The organism is Streptomyces sp. NPDC026515 (assembly GCF_055567595.1).
In genome coordinates this window covers 332,540-351,291 of sequence record NZ_JBVHQD010000010.1, presented here as the reverse complement: position 1 = coordinate 351,291, position 18,752 = coordinate 332,540, and the positions used below count along the sequence as shown (strand labels likewise).

The following is an 18,752-nucleotide window of genomic DNA, read 5'->3' as shown; positions in this document are numbered from 1 at the left end:
ATTAATGGGGCGCCCGGGGCTCTGCCGCGCGGTTGCGGGCCGGACCGCCAACACCGATCGCTCCGCCCGCCGTTAAAGGACACACGGGGTGTCCGTCGCAGATCTCCAGCGGAATTGTCCGTGATCGGTAACGGATGGATCCGGTGACCCCCTCCATCCGTCTGGACGGGTGCACGAGAGCAGCGGAACGACAAGGATCGGGGCGGACGATGGTACGGCGCGGCGGACGAGGATGGTACGGCCAGGTGGCCGCGGCGGCGCTGGGGGTCACGGCGGTGGCTGTGGCCGCCTCACTGTGGACCTCACCGGCCGGCCCCGTCGACAGGGGCGCGGGGGCCGGGACCTCGGCGCACCCCGCGGCGCCCGGCCCCGCCCGGAAGGCCGCCGCCGTGTCGGCGGAGATCGCGCACGCCTCGGACCGGGGCGAGCGGGGCGTCAACATCACCGTCGACGACGGGCCGGACCCGGTCTGGACGCCGCAGGTGCTCCAGGTGCTCAAGGAGTACGGCGTGAGGGCCACGTTCTGCATGATCGGCCCGCAGGCGAAGGCGCGTCCCGACCTGGTCAGGGCGGTGGTGGCGGCCGGGCACCGGTTGTGCGACCACACGGTGTCGCACGACGTCACCATGGACCGCAAGTCCGAGGCCTACCAGTCCCGGCAGATCCTCGACGCGGAACGCATGATCACCGAGGCGTCGGGGGGCGTACGGCCGCTCTACTACCGCGCCCCGGGCGGCGCCTTCACCCCGTACAGCAGGAAGCTCGCCGCCTCGCACGGCATGCGGCCGCTCGGCTGGAACGTCGACTCGAAGGACTTCGAACGCCCCGGCACGTCCGCCGTCGTCACCACCGTCAAGGACGAGATGCCCAACGGGCCGACCATCCTCTTCCACGACGCCGGCGGCGACCGCTCCGAGACCGTGGCCGCCCTGCGCGAGGTGCTCCCCTGGCTCAGGGGACAGGGGTACACGTTCGGCTTCCCGGTGCGGTGAGCCGGGCCGCGTCAGCGGTGTGCGCGGGACCTCGGGCAAATGTTGCGGACGGCCCGGGGGTGACCGCATATGGGTGGTGTGCGCGGCGCGGCGGCGGAGCCGGCTGCCTGGGGCCGGCGGGAGGTGTGCATGTCGGGGCGGGCACCGCGCTGGGTGACGTGGTTGCGCGACCGGGACCCGGACCTCGCGGCGACCCGGCGGGCCGGGCGTGCCGCGCTGGTGCTGCCCGCCCTGTTCGCCCTGTCCGGCGAGGTGTTCCACAACCCGACGATGGCGAGCTTCGCCGCGTTCGGGACCTTCTCGATGCTGCTGCTGGTCGACTACTCCGGTTCCATGGTGGAGCGGCTGCGGGCGCAGGCGGCTCTCGCGGTGGCCTGGCTGGTGCTGATCTGTGTCGGGACGCTGGCCGCCGCGCAGATCTGGCTCGCCGTACTGGCCACCGTCGTGGTCGGGTTCGTGGTGCTGTTCGCCGGTGTGGTCAGCTCCGTCCTGGCGGGCAGCTCGACGGCGCTCCTGCTCGCGTTCGTGCTGCCGGTCAGCGCACCGGTGTCGCTGTCCCAGCTGCCGGACCGCCTCGCCGGGGCCGGTCTCGCGGCGGCGGCGGCGCTGCCGGCCGTCGCCCTGCTGTGGCCGCGTCCCGCCGCCGATCCGCTCAGCGCACCGGCGGCGGCCGTCTGCCGTGCCGCCGCCGCATACCTGCGCACCCGGGTCTCCGCACCGGCAACCGGCGGGTCGGCGCCCCTCGACGACCGGTGCAGAGCCGCGGCGGAGCTCACCGCCCGCGCCGGCGCGGACCTGCGGGAAGCGTTCGACGCCACCCCCTACCGGCCGACCGGCCTGTCCGCGACCTCACGGGCCCTGGTCCGGCTGGTCGACGAACTCACCTGGCTGTGCGCCGTCCTCCTGGACCGGTCCGGCTACGCCGAGGAGCCCCCCGGCTGTGATCCGGCCGCGCTCGGCGTGCGCCGTACCGCGGCCCATGTCCTGGAGGCGGCCTGCGACCTGCTCACCGACCTGAACGGCGACACCGGCCCGCTGCGGACCCGCGCCGAACGGCTGCGGGCGGCGCTGACCGGGATGGAGCACAGCTCCACCGTCCACGTGCCCGCCGGGCACCCGGGCGGGAACAGCCCGGCGGAGAACTACAGGTTCATCGCCGCGCTCGACGTGTCCTTCCGCGCCCAGGAACTCGGCTTCGCCGTGCTGCAGATCGCCGACAACGTGGACATGGCGGCCACCGCCTGGCAGCGCAGCTGGCCCGAGCTGCTGCTCGGCCGGGAGCCGGGTGCGCTGGCCGCGCCGCTGGCCTCCGCGCGGGAACGGGCCGCCGCCCATCTGAGGGCCGACTCCGTGTGGATGCACAACAGTCTGCGCGGCGGTGTCGGCCTCGGCATCGCCGTGTTCCTGGCCGGCGCGACCGGTGTGGAGCACTCCTTCTGGGTACTGCTCGGCACCCTGTCCGTGCTGCGCTCCAACGCGCTCAGCACCGGGCAGAACGCCGCCCGCGCCGTCCTCGGCACGGTGGCCGGCTCCGTGGTCGGCGCCGGGCTGCTGCATCTGATCGGCCATCACGGCACCGCGCTGTGGTTCGTGCTCCCGGTGGCCGTCCTGTGCGCCGGCATCGCGCCCGCCGTGATCTCCTTCGCCGCCGGGCAGGCCGCGTTCACCGTCACGCTCGTGGTGCTGTTCAACATCGGCCACGATCCCAGCTGGCATGTCGCCCTGCTGCGCATCCAGGACATCGCGCTGGGGTGCCTGGTGAGCGTCCTCGTCGCGGTGTTCTTCTGGCCGCGCGGCGCCCAGGCGGCCGTTCACAAGGCACTCGCCCAGGCGTACGAGGACAGCGCCCGTTACCTGGGGGCCGCCGTCGACTACGCCCTCGGCCACTGCCACCCCGCGGATCCGGATCCGCAGAGCCGGGCGGCGGCGGCCTCCGCGCGCCGTCTCGACGACGCGTTCCGCAGCTTCCTGGCCGAACGCGGCGCCAAGCCGCTGTCGCTGGCCTGCACGGCCACCCTCGTGTCGGGCGTCGTCGGGCTGCGCCTGGCCGCCGACGCCGTCGTCTCCCTGTGGCAGGGCGAGGACCGGGCACGCGTCCAGGCCGTGCGGGCGGACGCCCACCGTGCCGTCCTCGGGTCCGCGGATCTCGTCACCGACTGGTACCGCGGTCTGGCGGCCAGCCTCGGGGACCACTCCCCCGTCCCCGACGTCGTCCCCCTGCATCCCGAGGGTGCGGCGCGGCTGGTGGAGTCCGTCCGCGGCGAACTCAGCGACGGTCAGGGCCGGGCCACCCCCGTCGCGGTCCGGATCATCTGGACCGACGACCATGTCGACGCCGCCCGCCGGCTCCAGCCCGGCCTCGCGGACGCGGCGAGGTCCCGGGCGGCGGCGCACCGCGGCCGGCTGCGGAAGTGGCCCACCAGAACCGGCTGACCCCCGGCGTCGACCGACCGGCGCCCCCGGGTGCTTCTCGTCAGTGTCCGGCGGACCTGAGGGGTGCACGGACAGGTACGCGCCTGGCGGCCGCCGCCGACCGGGCTGCGGGTCGGTGTGCTCACCGCGCCACCGGTCGACGGGATCGCGGTGGACCTCTGGGGAAGGGGTTGCCGACGGGAATCCTCGGGCGGCGCTGCTGAGCAGCTACCCGATGGGGGTGCTCACCTCGGTGTTCGACATCACCGGTCAGCCGGCGATCTCGCTCCCCGTCCACCACGACGCGGCCACCGGACTTCCGGTCGGCGTCCAGATCGTCGCCGCGCCCTGGCGGGAGGACCTGCTGCTCCGGGTGTCGCGCACCCTGCAGCCGGCCCTCCCCTGGTGCGGTCGCCGCCCGCCCGTCTGCTGACGCCTCGCGTCAGGCCCGGTGGTACTGGACGGGGGTGTCGACCGTGCCACCGAGCTGCTCGGCGGCGTGGCGGGCCCAGTAGGGATTGCGCAGGAGTTCGCGGGCCAGGAGGACGGCGTCGGCCGTGCCGGAGGCGACGATCTCCTGGGCCTGCGCCGGATCGGTGATCATGCCCACGGCGGCGACGGGCATGCCGGTCTCGTTGCGGACGCGCTCGGCGAAGGGCACCTGGTACCCCGGGCCGGTCGTGATCCGCGCGTCGGGGACGATGCCGCCCGTGGAGACGTCCATCAGGTCGACGCCGTGCGCCAGCAGCTCCTTGGCGAGGCGGACGGTGTCGTCGGCGGTCCAGCCCTCACGGCCGTCCTCGGCGTTCTCCGAGAGCCAGTCGGTGGCGGAGATCCGGAAGAACACCGGCAGTTCCTCGGGCCATACGGCGCGGACGGCGTCGACGACCTCCAGCGCGAAGCGGGTCCGTCCCTCGAAGGATCCTCCGTACTCGTCGGTGCGCCGGTTGCTCTGCGGGGAGAGGAACTGGTGGATCAGGTAGCCGTGGGCGCCGTGGATCTCGGCGACCTGGAACCCGGCCGCAAGAGCGCGTACGGCCGCGTCGGCGAACTGCCGGACGATCTCACGGATGCCTTCCGCGGTCAGTTCCTCGGGAACCGTCGAGGTCTTGTCGAAGGCCACCGCGCTGGGGCCGACCGGGGTCCAGCCGAAGGGTTCCGCCGGGGCGATGGGGCGCCCGCGGTCGACCCAGGTGCGCTCGGTGGACGCCTTGCGCCCGGCATGCGCCAGCTGGATGCCCGGCACGCTGCCCTGCGACTTCAGGAACGCGGTGATGCGCCGGAAGGCGGCGACCTGCTCGTCGTTCCAGATGCCGAGGTCGTACGGGGAGATCCGGCCCTCGGGGCTGACGGCGGTGGCCTCGGTGATGATCAGCCCGGTGCCGCCCGCGGCACGCGCGGCCAGGTGCGTGAAGTGCCAGTCCGTGGGTACGCCCGCCCGCTCGCCGCCGGGCTCGGCGCTGTACTGGCACATCGCCGCCATCCAGACGCGGTTGGGGATCGTCAGCGACTTGAGATCGAAGGGGGTGAACAGCGAGTTCAACTCGTAACTCCTTGGGGCGGGACGGGACGAGGTGCCGGGCCGGACGGGGGCCGACCGCAGTTCCTCACGTCCCCAATAATTGCATGCGCGGGTATTTCATTCCCGCCCACTACCCGCGATTCATGGCCGCCGGTTCCGAGGCCGTCGCCGGGCGACGACACCGGCGGCCTCCTGTACGGGACCGATGATCCGCGCCGGGAGCAGACGCAGCACGTCGAGGTGGTCCACCGTCCAGATCAGCCGTACGACCGCGGAAGCATCGTGGGCGTCCGCGTCCGAGGTCAGTTCACGGCGCAGTGCCTGTTCGAGCGCCTGGTCCGCCTCCCTCGGGCCGTCGATCGGCTCGCAGGCGCCCAGGACCGCGGCACGGGCGGCGGCCCGCTCACCTCGGCAGGGTCCGGGCGGACCGGGTGGCCACACAGCCCGTCTCGGCGCGCGGACACCTGGCCTGGTGGGCGCAGACCTCGGCGAGGGAAGGCGCGCACGGGTTCGCCGGCCGGGCGACTTCGGCGGTCCGGCTTCCCGCGGGTCACGCGCCAGACAGAGCGGGAGCGGCCCGGCTCCTGACCGTCACGTCCCCGGGCCGCCGGGCCCGCGACCGTCGCCGCGCCCCGGTGCGCCGCCGCCTCGGCTCGGACCGCCTCCGGTCAGGAAGGTGACGGTGCCACGAGGCGGTCCGCGTCCACGACCGCCTGCGCGAAGGCCTCGGGCGCCTCCTGGGGAAGGTTGTGGCCGGCGTCCGCGAGGGTGCGGTGCTCGTACGCGCCGGTGAACCTGTCCCGGTAGGTGCTGCCGTCCCCGGGCGCGGTGAACGGGTCGCGGCCGGGATCGAGGGTGACGGTGGGCACGGCGATGGACGGCTTCGCGGCGAGTCTCTTCTCGAGGTCGTCGTAGCGGCGCTCTCCGGGGGCGAGGCCGAGCCGCCAGCGGTAGTTGTGGATGACGATGGCCGCGTAGTCGGGGTTGTCGAAGGCCGCCGCCGTACGGTCGAAGGTGGCGTCGTCGAAGTCCCAGGTCGGGGACACCTGTGTCCACACGAGCCGGGTCAGGTCACGGCGCCTGTCCTGGTCCTCCATGGCCCTGCGGCCGCGCTCGGTGGCGAAGTAGAACTGGTACCACCAGGTGTACTCTGCCTTCGCCGCCAGGGGTTCCAGGTTGGCCTTCAGGTCGGTGACGAGGTACCCGCTGACCGACACCAGCGCCCGGCACCGCTGCGGCCAGAGCGCGGCGATGATGTCGGCGGTGCGCGATCCCCAGTCGAAGCCGGCCAGCACGGCCTTCTCGATCCCGAGGGCGTCCATCAGCGCGATGATGTCGAGCGCGACGACCGACTGCTGGGCGTTGCGGACGGTGCGGGCGGACCGGAAACGCGTGGTGCCGTGACCGCGCAGGTAGGGGACGACGACCCGGTACCCCTGCCCGGCCAGCAGGGGGGCGACGTCGACGTAGCTGTGGATGTCGTACGGCCAGCCGTGCAGGCAGATGACGACGGGGCCGTGGCCCGGGCCGGCCTCCGCGTAGCCGACGTCGAGCAGTCCGGCCCGGGTCTGCCTCACCTGGGAGAAGGAGCCCGCGCCCCCGCCGGCTGCCGCTCGTCGGTCCCGGGCGGCCGCGGAGGCCGCGGCGGAGGCCGGGGGAACCTCCCCAAGACCTCCCAGCGAGACAGCCCCCGCGCCCGTGCCCACCACCTGGCCGAAGGTGCGCCTGCCGATCACGTGAAGACCTCCTCGATACGCCGCCCGGAAGCCCGGTCTTCAGCTTGCATTTCACTCGGCCGTCGCGCATCCGGGTGACGGGCGGTCCCCCACCACGCTGCAGGCTCAGGCCGCCTCGACGGTGAACGTGTCCCGGCGGGAGACGGCGAGGTAGCCGACGAAGCAGACGATGGCAGCGGTCCAGGCCAGGGTCACCGGTGCCAGTCCGAGCCCGAGGCCGCCACGGGGGCGGCCGAGCGCCATCCAGTCGGCGAGGGAGGCTCCGAGGGGGCGGGTGATGACATAGGCCGCCCAGAAGGCGGCCACCGCCTTCAGGGCGCCGGAGCGGTGGGCGAGCGGAGGGAGGCAGATCGCCACGCCGAAGAGGACGACCGAGCCGAGGTAGCCGAACCCGACGGTGGCGGTGAGGTCGCCGGCCGCGGTACCGAGCGCGAAGGTGGCCAGGACCGCCGCCCAGTAGAAGATCTCCCGGCTCCGGACGTCGATGCTGTGGATGGACAGGGTGCGCTCGACGGCGTACCAGAGCGCGAACACCGCCGCCAGCGCGACGAGGAAGAACGGGGTGGACACGGTGTAGGGCACGCCGAGACCGACGTGCAGCACGTCGGCGGCCATCGTGCCGAAGACACTGACCATCACGACGGCGGTCCAGTAGACCCAGGCGATGTACCGGCGGACCGCGAACTGCACGGCCAGGCAGACGGCCAGGGCGAGACCGCCGAGTGCCACCGCCGGCACCGGGCCCAGCGTCCGGGCCAGCAGGTCGGACGCGGTCTCGCCCATCCCGGTGGTGAGCACCTTGATGATCCAGAAGTAGACGGTCACTTCCGGCACCTTGTTGGCCGTGGTGCGCAGGGGGGCGAGGGGCCGGTCGTCGAGGAGACGCTCTGTGGTCATGGCCCGCACGATGACACGGCCGGCTCCCGATGCCACAGATCCCTTTGCCATTGTTTTGGGGCTTCAGGTGCATGTGTTTCACAACGGCGGCGCCGGCCTGACAGCAACCTGAACGCCTCGGCAAAGAGCCTGTTCAGGAGGGGTGAACGGTGATACGAAGAGCGTTTCACGTGCGGCCCGCGCCGCCTCGGCGCCGCCGGCCGCGCCGAGGCGGCCGTGGCCGCGGACACCCCCGGGGAGCGTCTAGAGTTCCCGGAAGCGTCTACAAAGATGTAGTCGCCTGATCGCCCGGGCGACACCGTCCGCCTCGAAAGGACCCCGGCATGACCGCACCGATCCCTGTGGCGTCCCAGCTGGCCGTGAACGTGCTCGACGCCCACTCGTTGCTGGCGGCCTTCGGCGTGCTCGGTGTCGCGGTGGTGATGTTCGCCGAGACGGGACTGCTGGTCGGGTTCTTCCTGCCGGGCGACTCCCTGCTGTTCACCGCCGGCCTGCTGTGCACAGGCTCGGCGAAGGGGAGTCTGCACCTGTCACTGGGGCCCTTGCTCGTGGCGGCGGCGGCAGGTGCGCTGGTGGGAGCCCAGTGCGGATACCTGCTCGGCCGCAAGGCAGGCGGAGCCCTCCTGGCCCGGAGCCGTTCCCGCCGGCTGCACGAAGGGGCGGCACGCGCCGAGGAACTCCTCGAGCGGTACGGGTACGCCAAGGCCATCGTCCTGGCCCGGTTCGTGCCGGTGGTGCGGACCGTCCTCAATCCGATGGCGGGCGCGCTGGAGGTGCCGGCGCGCACCTTCACCCTGTGGCAGGTCGTCGGAGGCCTCCTGTGGAGCGTGGGCCTCACCCTCGCGGGGTACGGACTCGGTTCCTCGGTCCCGAACGTCGACCGCTACCTCCTGCCGCTGGTGGCGCTGATCGTGGCCGTGTCGCTGGTGCCCTTCGCCGCCGAGGTGTACCGGAGCCGCCGGGCCGCCCGGGCCGCGGAGGAGCGCGGGTGATTCGGCACCCGGCCGGCCCGCGAACCGGCGGCGCCCACTGGTGGCCGGGCGTGAGCGTGCGCGACGGTGCGGTGGCCGTGGGGGGTTCGGCTCGGGCACGGCCGGTACGGCCGGCGATCCTACGGAGGACCATGCGGCACAAGATCCTGGTCGTCGAGGACGATCACGGCCTGCGGGACGTGCTGCTCCGCGGCCTCAGCGAGGAGGGCTTCGACCCCGTGCCGGCCGCCGACGGGGCGACCGCCCTGCGGCTGGCCACCAACGGCATCGCCGCGGTCGTCCTGGACGTCCAGCTGCCCGACGCGGACGGCCGGGACGTGTGCCAGGCGCTGCGGGGCAACGGATTCGGTGCGCCGGTCATCTTCCTGACGGCCCGCCATCGCCTCGCCGACCGGCTGTCCGGGTTCTCCGCCGGGGGCGACGACTACCTCCCCAAGCCGTTCCATCTCGCCGAGCTCGCCGCCCGGCTGCGGGTCGCGCTCAGGCGTTCCGCGCCCGCGGCCGTGACCACGGCCGGAGACCTGGTCCTGGACGCGACCCGGCACAGCGTGCGGGCCGGGGACATCCATGTCGACCTGTCCCCGACCGAATTCCGGCTCCTGGCCCCGCTCGTGGCCGCGGGCGGCGCCATCGTGAGCCGTCGCGACCTGGTCCGGGCCGCCTGGCCGGAGGGAGCCCAGGTCAGCGACAACACCCTGGACCAGTACCTGAGCCGGCTGCGCCGCAAACTGCGCGAGGCGGGCAGCGCCCTGAGCCTGGGCACCGTGCGGGGGATCGGGCACCGGCTGTCATGATCCGTCCGCTGCGCCGGCTTGCGCCCCGTACGCTCCGCGGACGGCTCTCGTTCGTGGCCCTGACCACCGCCGCCCTGCTGATGACCGTGCTGACCGTGGTGTTCAACGTGGTGGTGGAACGGCATCTGCGGGTCCAGGCGGACGACGAACTGCGCACCCGAGCGGCCGCCGTCGCCACCACCGTCGACACCGGCCACCGGCGGGTACGGGTCGTGGAGAGCGTCAACGACGGCCTCCTCGACGCCAACGTGTGGATCTACACCGGGACGCACCTGCTGGAGAGGCCGCCGTCGGCCTTGGCCGACGGCACACTGACCCGGGCCGCCGGACGGCTCGCCGGGGGCGGATCCGCTCACTGCACGACCGTCGAGGCGGACAACCCGCGCCTGGTGCGTATGTGTGCGCGGCCGGTGTCCGGTCCCCCCGGCTCCGCCACGGTCGTCACCGCCGTGGATCTGGCCCCGTACCGCGGCCCGGCGGACACCCTGCTGCTGGGATCCCTGGTCCTGGACGCGGTCGTGCTCGCGTGCACGTACGCGTTGACCCGGCTGGCCGTCGGGCGGGCCCTGCGACCGGTGGCCACCATGACCGACCAGGCCACCGAGTGGAGCACCGCGGGCTCCGACGAACGCTTCGGCGCCACCGGCCCGGCCGAACTCGCTCGCCTGGGCGCCTCGTTGGACGCACTGCTGGACCGCATACGTACCGTGCTGCGGCACGAGCGGCAGTTGACCGGGGAGCTCTCCCACGAACTGCGCACGCCGCTCACCCGGATCATCATCGAGCTGGACTGGTGGCGGAGCGGGCCGCGTTCGGCCGCCGAGACCCGCGCCACCCACGAGGTGATAGCGGAAGCCGCCCAGTCCATGCGCACCATCTGCGACACCCTGCTGAGCGACGCCCGCCAGAGCGCGTCGGGCGTCTCCTCGCCCCCCGGCGCCACGCCCGTCGCCCCCGTCCTGAAGCGCATGGTCGACGTCCTCGGCGCCCAGGTGCCGGTGCGAGTGCTGCTCGAGGACCTCGATCCGGCGCTGGAGGCAGGCGTGGCCCCCGCTCTCCTCGAACGCATCGTCAGCCCGCTCCTGGCCAACGCGGCCCGCTACGCCCGTGCCACGGTGAGCGTGACCGCGCGACCGGTGCCCGGCACCGTACGGATCAGCGTCGCCGACGACGGACCGGGCGTGCCCGAGGCGTTCGTGGGTGAGCTCTTCCACCCCGGCCGCCGGGCCGAACCCGCCGACGGGCACGACGGCGCGGGACTTGGCCTGTCGCTCGCGCGGCGTCTGGCCCGGGCCGCCGGCGGGGAGGTGTCCCACGATCCCGGACACACACCGGGGGCACGCTTCCTGGCGGACCTGCCCGCGGGGTGAGCCGAGGCGGCCCCGCGCCACGTCGGTCAACGGGTGGCAGCCGCGCGCTCCCGGACCCGAGCACGAGCCATGAGGCCGAGCAGCAGGACCAGCAGGACGGCCGAGGAGCCGGCCGTACCGAGGTTCAGGCCGCCCTTGGCGACCGGCTTCGTCAGGAAGTCGCCGGCGGTCGCTCCCAGCGGGCGGGTGAGGACGAACGCGATCCAGAACAGCAGGACGTCGGGCACGACGGGCACCTTCACCAGTACGGCGAGGACGGCGAGCGCTCCGGTCACCAGCAGCGCCCCACCCGCGTAGCCGAGACCGGAACTGTCGGACAGGAAGTCGCCCATGGAGGTGCCGAGGGTGTTGGAGACGAGGATCGCCGACCAGAACAGGGTCTCACCGCGCAGGGTGACGATCTCCCGGATCCGGAAGGTCATGCCGCTCAGCCGCCAGACCGCGAAGACGATCAGGAGGACCGAGACGAGGATCGCCGCGCCGGCCGGGTAGCCGAGGCCGAGGCCCTGGGGTCCCCAGCCCAAAGACGTGGCGCCGCCGGACAGGTACTCGGCGCCGGCGTCACGGTTCATGAAGTCGGACACGGTGGTGCCGGCCATGCTGGTCGACAGGATGACGGTCCAGTAGCAGAACGGGTTGTAGCGCCGAGCGCGGAGCTGGACGACGAGCGTCACCACGAAGACCACGAGCAGGGCGATCGTGGTGAGGAAGTAGCCGAGCCTCAGCGTCTGCGCGAAGAGGTCCCCGCCGGTCTCGCCCAGTGTGGTCGCCGCGATCTTCATGATCCAGAAGGTGAGGGTGACTTCGGGCAGTCTCTTCGTCACCGGCACCGGTGTACCGGCGGCCTCGGGGCCGGTGAGCGTTCTGGGCTGCTGCATGGTGGGGGGCTCCTTGCGCGGTCGTACGGCGGAGCGACCGCGACGCCGCGATCGCCGCCGACGACCTTGGCAGCATCGGCCTGAACGGCTCCTGAACGCCTGTCACCTGCCTGGTCAGACAGGGTGGCGTGCGGGCCGCGAAGGCTGCGACACGTCCTTCCGGGTGACGGCCGGATACACCACGAGGCCGAGGATGACGGCCAGGAAGAATACGCTGGTGACGACGGTCCCGAGGCCGAGGCCGCCGTCACCGGTGGGCTGGGACAGGTAGTCGCCGATGGAGGCGCCGAGGGGGCGCGTGAGGACGTAGGCGATCCAGAAGCTCCATACGGCGTCCAGCCCGAGGGCGAAGGTGAACAGCACGGCAAGCCAGTAGAAGGACTCACGGCCGGTCGTGTCGATGTGATGGATGGACAGCGTCCGCTCACGCCGGTACCACAGCGCGAACACGACCGCGAGGACGATCGCGAAGACGGTGGTGCTGGTCTCCAGCGGGACGCCCATGTTGTCGGTGAGGTTGTCGCTGATCAGCGTCCCCACGACGCTGATCAGGGCGACGGCCGGCCAGTACACGCCCGCCCGGTAGGCACGGGTCCGGAACTGTACGGCCAGGACGGCCGCCAGCAGGGCGCTCATCAGCAGGGACACGCCGGTCAGGCCGAGCCCGGCCTTCTCGTTCAGCAGGTCGGCCGCGGTCTCCCCGACGGTCGTGCACAGCACCTTGATGATCCAGAAGCAGAGGATGACCTCGGGCACCTTGTTCCGCCGCGTCCGACGGGCCGGTTCCCTCTCGGCGTCGGTCGCCGAAGGCACCGGGGTGGGTGATGTTTCCTGTGTCATGAGGCCCGACCGTGCCAGGGACCACCTGAACACATCCTGAGTGCCGTACCGCGCCGCGGCCGTCGCGGATGCCTGCGCGTCGGCCGACCGGCCATCGCCGATTCCCGCCCGTTCAGGGAGCCACCATGTTCCGCGGCTGAGTGGCTTCCGCCGACGCGCCCGGTTTGCCGGTGGCCACGCCTGCCTCACCCGGGAGCAGCGCGCCCGTGCCCCGGCCGTCGCGGTGGAGGCCGCCGGCGGCGTTCCCGTCGTCGTCGGTATCGGCGCGCCGCACCTCGCACGTCCTGGAGCTCGCCGAGGACGCCCAGCAGGCGGGCGCCCCGGGAGTGCCGCCCGCCCCGATGACGTATCGCTGCCGTGGCGGCGGACCAGGTCCCACAGCGGTTCGAGTTCTCGGGACACATCCAGCCGCCTGGCACCTCGGTCTCACACGTGAGCCGAACCTGCCCCTTGGTCTGCGTGGGCTGGACGAGACCGCCCGCCGGGAGGTCGTCGCCGTGCCGGACGGTCTCGGACTCACCTCCTCGGCGCGGGCGGTCACGTCCCGGAGACCGGCAGGGTGACGGACTTGTGCTCGACGTACTGGGCCAGCCCGACCGCGCCGTACTCACGGCCGATCCCACTCGCCTTGTAACCGCCGAACGGGCCGTCGAAGGAGATGGCCGCGCCGTTGACGGTGACCGTGCCGGTCCGCAGCCTGCGGGCGGTCTCCAGCGCATGCGCCTCGTCGGCGGACCACACGCCCCCGGAGAGGCCGTACTCGGAGTCGTTGGCGATCCGTACGGCGTCGTCCTCGTCGTCGTAGGGGATGACCACGAGGACCGGGCCGAAGATCTCCTCCCGGGCGATCCGCATGGAGTTGTCGACGTCCGCGAAGACGGTCGGGGTCACGTAGTTGCCGTTCTCCAGCCCCGGCGGGACGCCCGGGCCACCGGTGACGAGCCGGGCCCCTTCCCTGACGCCGGCCTCGATGTAGTCGCGCACGCGCTGTTGCTGGTCGCGGCGGATCATCGGGCCGATGAAGGTGTCGGGGTCGGCCGGGTCACCGACCTTGAGCGACTCCACGAGGTCCTTGAGGCCGGTGACGACCTCCTCGTACCGGCCGCGCGGCGCGAGGACGCGGGTCTGGGCGATGCAGGACTCGCCGTTGTTGAGCAGCGAGGCGAACTTGAGCCCGCGCACCGCGCGGTCGATGTCGGCGTCCGGCAGGATGATCGCGGCCGACTTGCCGCCCAGTTCCAGGCTGACCCGCTTCAGCTGTCGGCCCGCGATGGCGGCGATCCGGCGCCCGGCCCCGGTCGAGCCGGTGAACGCGATCTTGTCGATGCCGGGGTGGGACACCAGGTACTCGCTGGTCTCCCGGTCGGCGGCGAGCACGCTGATCACCCCTTCCGGCAGACCGGTCCGCTCCAGCAGCTCGGCGAGGAAACCCATGCTCAGCGAGTTCTCCGGGGACACCTTCAGGACGACCGTGTTGCCGGCCAGCAGCGCCGGGATGATCTTCGCCAGGGCCGCCGAGTACGGGGAGTTCCAGGGAATGACGGCGGCGACGACACCGACGGGCTCCCGGCGTACGACGGCGCGCACCGCGGAGCCGGACCCCACCGGCTCCTCCCAGCCGAACCCCTCGGCGGCCGCGAGGTAGGCCTCGGCCTGCCGGGTGAGCCCCGGCTGCCCGGCCCTGGTGAACCAGGCGGCCGAGCCGTTCTCGGCCGAGATGAGGTCGGCGATCTTCTCGGCACCGGCCTCGCGCAGCGCGTTCAGACGCCGTATGACGGCGATGCGGTCGGCCGGCGCCGTGCGCGGCCAGGGCCCCTCGTCGAAGGCGAGCCGGGCGGCGGCCACCGCGCGGTCGATGTCGGCGGGCCGGGCCTGGGCGGCACGGCCGAGGACCCTCTGGTCGTGCGGCGACCGGATGTCGAGCAGTCCGGGGTCGCTGGGTGTCTCCCAGGAGCCGGCGATGAAGAGGCGGTCGTACGTGATCATGTGCCCTCTCCCGAGGTTGTCGAGTGAACCATTCGGTTATCTGTCACTTCAATGTAGCACTTAACTTCTTCACCGCATCGTTCATGAGTCACTAGGAGAGTCAGGTTCCACACATCGGGCTATGCTCGGCGCGTGAGAGCAGACGCAGCACGCAACCTGGAAGCGGTCCTGACGACCGGGGCCCGCATGCTCGCCGCCGACCCGGCCGCGAGCATCGCCGCGATCGCGGCCGAGGCGGGCGTCGACCGGCGCACCGTCTACCGGCGGTTCGCGTCCCGCGACGAGCTGCTCGCCGCCGTCTACGAGGCGCGCTACGACGCGGTCGAGCGCGCCGTGCAGAACGCCAGGCTGCGCGCGGCTCCGGTCGCCGTGGCGCTGCACCGCTACGTCGAGGAGATCATCGGCGTGAACCGCACGTGGCCGGTGGAACTCGGCCGGCTGCGGGCCGACGACGCGATCCGCCGGCGGCGCGATGCTCTGATCGGGGAGATCGACGACTTCCTGCGGCGCGCCACCGACGAGGGGCTGCTGCGCGCCGATCTGCCGCTCGCGTGGGCGAGTTCACTGCTGCCGCAGCTGATGCACTCGGCCGCACAGGAGCTGACCGGGCTCAGCGCCGCCCAGGCCGCCGACGTGGTCGTCGACACCTTCCTGAACGGCCTCGGCCCGCGGTGATCGCCACGGGTCTTGTGGTGCGCCCGTACCTCTGATTGGGTACCGCCCGGCAGAACGGGAGCAACCGACATGGACCAGGCGGCACGGCAGGACGTCCAGCGGGCGCTGCCCGAAGGGCTCGGACGGGCGATACGGCGGACCGGCAACGACATCGCGGCCGTGCTGGACGGCGTGGCGCACACGCGATCCGCCGTACCGGGGTCGCAATGGACCGTCGGCGAGGCGGCGGCCCATCTGGCGCTGGCCAACGAGCTGATGGCCGACCTCGCCCTCGGCACCGAACGCCCTTACGGGGACGGCACACCGCAGAGCCTCGCGGCGGCCAACGCGGAGTCCCTGGCCAGGTTCGGGGAACGCCGGGCCGAACCGCTCGCCGCCATGATCACCGAACAGGCCGCACGCGCCGTCGACGCGCTGGCCGCGACGGCGGACGGGCCTGCGCCGGTCACGCCGCTCGGCCGGATGGACCGGTCCGTGCTCGCCTCCTACCTGCTCACGCACATGCTGGGCCACGGCTACGATCTCGCCCGCGCGCTGCGGCGCCCGCACATGATCGACGCCGAACGGGTGGCGCTGTGCATGCCGTTCATGCTGTCGGTGATGCCGGCCGTGGCGAACGCCCCGGCCGTCGCCGGACTCACCGCCCGCTACACGATCCGGCTGCGCGGTGACGGCGGCGCCTTCGGGGTGACCGTTGCCGGTGATGCCGTCCGGGTGGCCCCGGAACCGCAGGACCGTCCGGACTGCACGATCCTCATCGATCCGGTCGCCTTCCTCCTCATCGCCCTCGGCCGCCGCAGCCCGTGGTCGGCCATGGCCCGCGGCCAGATACTCGCCACCGGCCGCAAGCCCTGGCTGGCCCCCCGCTTCCCCTCCTTGTTCACCGCCCCCTGACCGCCGCCTCCCCCGGCCGGTCCGGCGCACGCCCAGGCACACCCCGTTCGGCCCAACCCCGCTCGCCCAGAAGAGGCGAGCGGGCGTGACCGATGTGACCGTGGTGGAAGGTATGGGCGCGCGTACGGATCCGAGGAGGCTGCATGGCCGAGCCACTGGTCGACGGCAGGGCACCCCGCACTGCCCCGGCGGACGGATCGCAGCGGCCCTGTGACCGGTCCGGGCACGTCTTCGGACAGCTGAGCGCCGTCGCCGACGCCGTGCTCTACGAGGGCTACCTCCTGTACCCCTATCGGCGGTCCTCGCCGAAGAATCGTGCCCGCTGGCAGTTCGGGGTCCTCTTCCCGAAGGACTGGGTGGAGGCCGACGGTCCGGTCAGCCCGGGTGTGTCGGGTTCGGCGGACTCCTGGTACCAGCAGACGGAGTGTCTGGTGAGGGTGCACCGGCCGGACGCGGTGCTGCGGGTGCGGGTGCGGTACCTGCAGATGCAGCACAAGCAGGTCGAGGACGCCGAGGGCCGGCCGGTGGAGTCGCTGACGTGCGACGACGGGACCGTGCAGCTGACCTTCGAGGAGGCGGTGCCGCGCGCGGCCGACCTCACGGTCAGCGCGGTCGAGGGTGAGCACCGCTTTCCGGTGGGCTCCCCCGCCGGTACGGACCGGGAGGCGCTGTCCGCAGGTGCCGGGCGGATCGTCAGGCACCGGGAGGAGATCCGGGCGAGCACCACGCTGGTGGTCGAGCGGCTCGGCGAGGACCTCCTGCGGCTCCGGGTGCGCACCGCGCACGAGGGGCGCCCGGCCGATCCGCACGCCCCCCGCGACCGGGCGTTGCGTCACGCCCTCATCGCCACCCACACCCTGCTCGGCGCCGAGGGCGCGGAGTTCGTCTCCCTCATCGACCCCGGCGCGGCCCGTCAGGAGGCCGCCCGGAGCTGCCGCAACGACTTCACGTTCCCGGTGCTCGGCGGCGCACCCCCCGCCGACGCCCCCTCGGACGGCTCGGTCTCCGCCCTGCTGCTGTCCTCGCCGATCATCCTGCCCGACCATCCGCAGGTGGCACCGGAGAGCCCCGGGGATCTGCACGACGCCGGGGAGATCGACGAGATCCTCACCCTGCGCACCATGCTGCTGACGGACGAGGAGAAGCGGGAGGCCCGCGCCACCGACCCGCGGGCCGCCGAGATCCTCGACCGGGTCGACACCATGCCGCCCGAGGTCCTCGGGCGGCTGCACGGCGCCATCCGTTCGCTGAAGCCGGCCGCCGGCCGTCCCGCCTGGTGGCAGGAGGGCGCCGACGAGGGGCTCTGTCCGGCCACCGACACCGTTCTGGTCGCCGGCGTGCGGGTCGGCGGCGGCAGTGCGGTGCGGCTGCGGCCGCGCGGCCGGGGCGCCGACGCCCAGGACATGTTCCTGGCCGGACGGACCGCGACCGTGGCCGCCGTCTTCCACGACGTGGACGGCAGTACCCACCTGGCCGTCACCGTCGACGACGATCCGGCGGCCGAACTGCACGGCTGGTACGGCCGTTTCCACTACTTCCGGCCCGACGAACTCGAGCCGCTCGGGGGCACCGACGTCCCGGATCCAGCGGTGGCGCAAGGGCCGCCCACGGGACCCACTCCACCGGAGGCCTAGCGCATGAGCACCAAGAACGGCACCACCGCCGTCGGCGGCGAACCGGGCGAAGCCGGCGAACACCAGGGCTTCGACGAGATCACCATCCTGTGGATCTCCGAGGGCATGAGCTGTGACGGCGACACCGTCTCCGTGACCGCGGCCGACCAGCCGTCCATCGAGGACCTGGTCCTCGGCCTGATCCCGGGCATTCCCAAGGTCAACCTGGTCAACAAGGTGCTGTCGCCGAGCCTGGGCGGCGAGGACTTCCTCGCGCCGTACCGGAAGGCCGCGCGGGGCGAGCTGGAGCCGTTCATCCTCGTCATCGAGGGCTCGGTCCCGAACCAGAACATCATCGAGGGCGAGGGCTACTGGACGTCCTTCGGCAACGACCCGGAGACCGGCCAGCCGCAGACCCTCAACGACTGGATCGACCAACTGGCGCCCAAGGCCTGGGCGGTGGTGGCCGTCGGCACCTGTGCCACCTTCGGCGGAATCCACGCGATGGCCGGCAACCCGACCGGTTCGATGGGCCTCGCGGACTACCTGGGCTGGGACTACAAGTCGCAGGGCGGCCTGCCCGTGGTGAACATCCCGGGCTGCCCGGTGCAGCCGGAGAACTTCATGGAGACCCTGGTCTGGGTTCTCTACCACGCCGCCGGCACCGCTCCCCCGCCTCCGCTGGACCACATGCTGCGCCCGCAGTGGCTGTTCGGGCGCACGGTCCACGAGGGCTGCGACCGGGGGTCGTACTACGAGCAGGCGTCCTTCGCGATGGACTACAACTCCCCCAAGTGCCTGGTCAAGACCGGCTGCTGGGGTCCGGTCGTGAACTGCAACGTGCCCAAGCGGGGCTGGATGGCCGGCATCGGCGGCTGCCCCAACGTCGGCGGCATCTGCATCGGCTGCACCATGCCCGGCTTCCCGGACGCGTTCATGCCGTTCATGGACGAACCGCCCGGCGGCACCCTCTCCTCGCTGGCCATCAAGCCGTACGGGGCGGTCATCCGCCGGCTGCGCGGCTTCACCAACGACCTGGTCAACCACGAGCCCAAGTGGCGCCACAACAAGCGCAAGCTCACCAGCGGGTACGCCCCGCGCTGGCGGCCCTGACGCCCCAGAGTCCTCCCGCCCCACGTCCCCCCACAGCA

At 72.7% G+C, this 18,752-nt stretch carries 18 protein-coding genes; 10 read left to right on the top strand and 8 right to left on the bottom strand.

What is annotated here, in order from left to right; all coding sequences use genetic code 11:
• Positions 1 to 209 precede the first annotated feature (209 nt).
• The 3 genes from ACZ4O3_RS23290 (at position 210) to ACZ4O3_RS23280 (ending at position 3,837) form a co-directional block, all read left to right on the top strand.
• Complete coding sequence (locus tag ACZ4O3_RS23290; RefSeq protein WP_467724011.1) at positions 210 to 992, top strand: polysaccharide deacetylase family protein; 783 nt, start codon at positions 210 to 212, stop codon at positions 990 to 992.
• Between the two features lie 129 nt (positions 993 to 1,121).
• Positions 1,122 to 3,425, top strand: a complete 2,304-nt coding sequence (locus ACZ4O3_RS23285) for an FUSC family protein (protein ID WP_467724010.1) — start codon at positions 1,122 to 1,124, stop codon at positions 3,423 to 3,425.
• A 214-nt stretch (positions 3,426 to 3,639) separates the two neighbouring features.
• Positions 3,640 to 3,837 (top strand): amidase family protein, encoded by a 198-nt coding sequence (locus ACZ4O3_RS23280; protein ID WP_467724008.1) that lies wholly within the window; start codon positions 3,640 to 3,642, stop codon positions 3,835 to 3,837.
• A 9-nt stretch (positions 3,838 to 3,846) separates the two neighbouring features.
• Here the strand turns inward: ACZ4O3_RS23280 and ACZ4O3_RS23275 are convergent, their stop codons facing one another.
• The 4 genes from ACZ4O3_RS23275 to ACZ4O3_RS23260 all read right to left on the bottom strand — a co-directional run bounded on the left by ACZ4O3_RS23275 (position 3,847) and on the right by ACZ4O3_RS23260 (position 7,559).
• Positions 3,847 to 4,947 carry an NADH:flavin oxidoreductase/NADH oxidase gene (locus tag ACZ4O3_RS23275; protein ID WP_362726335.1) on the bottom strand — a complete coding sequence of 367 codons (1,101 nt, stop codon included), beginning with the start codon at positions 4,945 to 4,947 and terminating at the stop codon, positions 3,847 to 3,849.
• Between the two features lie 120 nt (positions 4,948 to 5,067).
• Positions 5,068 to 5,367 carry a hypothetical protein gene (locus ACZ4O3_RS23270; RefSeq protein ID WP_362726333.1) on the bottom strand — a complete coding sequence of 100 codons (300 nt, stop codon included), beginning with the start codon at positions 5,365 to 5,367 and terminating at the stop codon, positions 5,068 to 5,070.
• A gap of 227 nt (positions 5,368 to 5,594) precedes the next feature.
• Positions 5,595 to 6,662 carry an alpha/beta fold hydrolase gene (locus tag ACZ4O3_RS23265; RefSeq protein WP_467724006.1) on the bottom strand — a complete coding sequence of 356 codons (1,068 nt, stop codon included), beginning with the start codon at positions 6,660 to 6,662 and terminating at the stop codon, positions 5,595 to 5,597.
• A 105-nt stretch (positions 6,663 to 6,767) separates the two neighbouring features.
• Positions 6,768 to 7,559 (bottom strand): COG4705 family protein, encoded by a 792-nt coding sequence (locus ACZ4O3_RS23260; RefSeq protein ID WP_467724004.1) that lies wholly within the window; start codon positions 7,557 to 7,559, stop codon positions 6,768 to 6,770.
• Positions 7,560 to 7,882: 323 nt separating this feature from the next.
• Between ACZ4O3_RS23260 and ACZ4O3_RS23255 the strand changes: the two genes are divergently transcribed.
• The 3 genes from ACZ4O3_RS23255 to ACZ4O3_RS23245 all read left to right on the top strand — a co-directional run bounded on the left by ACZ4O3_RS23255 (position 7,883) and on the right by ACZ4O3_RS23245 (position 10,715).
• Entirely contained in the window at positions 7,883 to 8,551 is a 669-nt protein-coding gene (locus ACZ4O3_RS23255; protein ID WP_362726325.1) for a DedA family protein, read from the top strand.
• Positions 8,552 to 8,682: 131 nt separating this feature from the next.
• Positions 8,683 to 9,345 (top strand): response regulator transcription factor, encoded by a 663-nt coding sequence (locus ACZ4O3_RS23250; protein WP_467724002.1) that lies wholly within the window; start codon positions 8,683 to 8,685, stop codon positions 9,343 to 9,345.
• Positions 9,342 to 10,715, top strand: a complete 1,374-nt coding sequence (locus ACZ4O3_RS23245) for a sensor histidine kinase (protein WP_467724000.1) — start codon at positions 9,342 to 9,344, stop codon at positions 10,713 to 10,715. Before ACZ4O3_RS23250 ends, ACZ4O3_RS23245 begins: the two co-directional genes overlap by 4 nt.
• 26 nt (positions 10,716 to 10,741) lie before the next feature.
• Here ACZ4O3_RS23245 and ACZ4O3_RS23240 read toward each other — a convergent pair whose 3' ends face one another.
• The 4 genes from ACZ4O3_RS23240 to ACZ4O3_RS23225 form a co-directional block, all read right to left on the bottom strand.
• Positions 10,742 to 11,593, bottom strand: coding sequence for a COG4705 family protein (locus ACZ4O3_RS23240; protein WP_362727135.1), 852 nt, complete (start codon positions 11,591 to 11,593; stop codon positions 10,742 to 10,744).
• Positions 11,594 to 11,707: 114 nt separating this feature from the next.
• Positions 11,708 to 12,433 carry a COG4705 family protein gene (locus tag ACZ4O3_RS23235; protein WP_467723998.1) on the bottom strand — a complete coding sequence of 242 codons (726 nt, stop codon included), beginning with the start codon at positions 12,431 to 12,433 and terminating at the stop codon, positions 11,708 to 11,710.
• Positions 12,434 to 12,545: 112 nt separating this feature from the next.
• Positions 12,546 to 12,707 (bottom strand): hypothetical protein, encoded by a 162-nt coding sequence (locus tag ACZ4O3_RS23230; RefSeq protein ID WP_362727131.1) that lies wholly within the window; start codon positions 12,705 to 12,707, stop codon positions 12,546 to 12,548.
• A 263-nt stretch (positions 12,708 to 12,970) separates the two neighbouring features.
• Positions 12,971 to 14,419: an aldehyde dehydrogenase gene (locus ACZ4O3_RS23225; RefSeq protein WP_467723996.1), complete on the bottom strand. Its 1,449-nt coding sequence runs from the start codon at positions 14,417 to 14,419 to the stop codon at positions 12,971 to 12,973.
• Positions 14,420 to 14,605: 186 nt separating this feature from the next.
• Between ACZ4O3_RS23225 and ACZ4O3_RS23220 the strand changes: the two genes are divergently transcribed.
• The 4 genes from ACZ4O3_RS23220 to ACZ4O3_RS23205 all read left to right on the top strand — a co-directional run bounded on the left by ACZ4O3_RS23220 (position 14,606) and on the right by ACZ4O3_RS23205 (position 18,714).
• Positions 14,606 to 15,094, top strand: coding sequence for a TetR/AcrR family transcriptional regulator (locus ACZ4O3_RS23220; RefSeq protein WP_467724067.1), 489 nt, complete (start codon positions 14,606 to 14,608; stop codon positions 15,092 to 15,094).
• Positions 15,095 to 15,163: 69 nt separating this feature from the next.
• Complete coding sequence (locus tag ACZ4O3_RS23215) at positions 15,164 to 15,988, top strand: maleylpyruvate isomerase family mycothiol-dependent enzyme (protein WP_467723994.1); 825 nt, start codon at positions 15,164 to 15,166, stop codon at positions 15,986 to 15,988.
• A gap of 143 nt (positions 15,989 to 16,131) precedes the next feature.
• Positions 16,132 to 17,622: a hypothetical protein gene (locus ACZ4O3_RS23210; RefSeq protein WP_467723992.1), complete on the top strand. Its 1,491-nt coding sequence runs from the start codon at positions 16,132 to 16,134 to the stop codon at positions 17,620 to 17,622.
• 3 nt (positions 17,623 to 17,625) lie between these two features.
• Positions 17,626 to 18,714 (top strand): NADH-quinone oxidoreductase subunit B family protein, encoded by a 1,089-nt coding sequence (locus ACZ4O3_RS23205; RefSeq protein ID WP_362729202.1) that lies wholly within the window; start codon positions 17,626 to 17,628, stop codon positions 18,712 to 18,714.
• The last annotated feature ends 38 nt before the right edge of the window (positions 18,715 to 18,752 follow it).

Coding starts and splice junctions, on each gene's coding strand:
- ACZ4O3_RS23290 (WP_467724011.1), top strand. CDS start 210: ATGGTACGGCGCGGCGGACGAGGATGGTACGGCCAGGTGGCCGCGGCG.
- ACZ4O3_RS23285 (WP_467724010.1), top strand. CDS start 1,122: ATGTCGGGGCGGGCACCGCGCTGGGTGACGTGGTTGCGCGACCGGGAC.
- ACZ4O3_RS23280 (WP_467724008.1), top strand. CDS start 3,640: ATGGGGGTGCTCACCTCGGTGTTCGACATCACCGGTCAGCCGGCGATC.
- ACZ4O3_RS23260 (WP_467724004.1), bottom strand. CDS start 7,559: ATGACCACAGAGCGTCTCCTCGACGACCGGCCCCTCGCCCCCCTGCGC.
- ACZ4O3_RS23255 (WP_362726325.1), top strand. CDS start 7,883: ATGACCGCACCGATCCCTGTGGCGTCCCAGCTGGCCGTGAACGTGCTC.
- ACZ4O3_RS23250 (WP_467724002.1), top strand. CDS start 8,683: ATGCGGCACAAGATCCTGGTCGTCGAGGACGATCACGGCCTGCGGGAC.
- ACZ4O3_RS23245 (WP_467724000.1), top strand. CDS start 9,342: ATGATCCGTCCGCTGCGCCGGCTTGCGCCCCGTACGCTCCGCGGACGG.
- ACZ4O3_RS23240 (WP_362727135.1), bottom strand. CDS start 11,593: ATGCAGCAGCCCAGAACGCTCACCGGCCCCGAGGCCGCCGGTACACCG.
- ACZ4O3_RS23235 (WP_467723998.1), bottom strand. CDS start 12,433: ATGACACAGGAAACATCACCCACCCCGGTGCCTTCGGCGACCGACGCC.
- ACZ4O3_RS23225 (WP_467723996.1), bottom strand. CDS start 14,419: ATGATCACGTACGACCGCCTCTTCATCGCCGGCTCCTGGGAGACACCC.
- ACZ4O3_RS23220 (WP_467724067.1), top strand. CDS start 14,606: ATGCTCGCCGCCGACCCGGCCGCGAGCATCGCCGCGATCGCGGCCGAG.
- ACZ4O3_RS23215 (WP_467723994.1), top strand. CDS start 15,164: ATGGACCAGGCGGCACGGCAGGACGTCCAGCGGGCGCTGCCCGAAGGG.
- ACZ4O3_RS23210 (WP_467723992.1), top strand. CDS start 16,132: ATGGCCGAGCCACTGGTCGACGGCAGGGCACCCCGCACTGCCCCGGCG.
- ACZ4O3_RS23205 (WP_362729202.1), top strand. CDS start 17,626: ATGAGCACCAAGAACGGCACCACCGCCGTCGGCGGCGAACCGGGCGAA.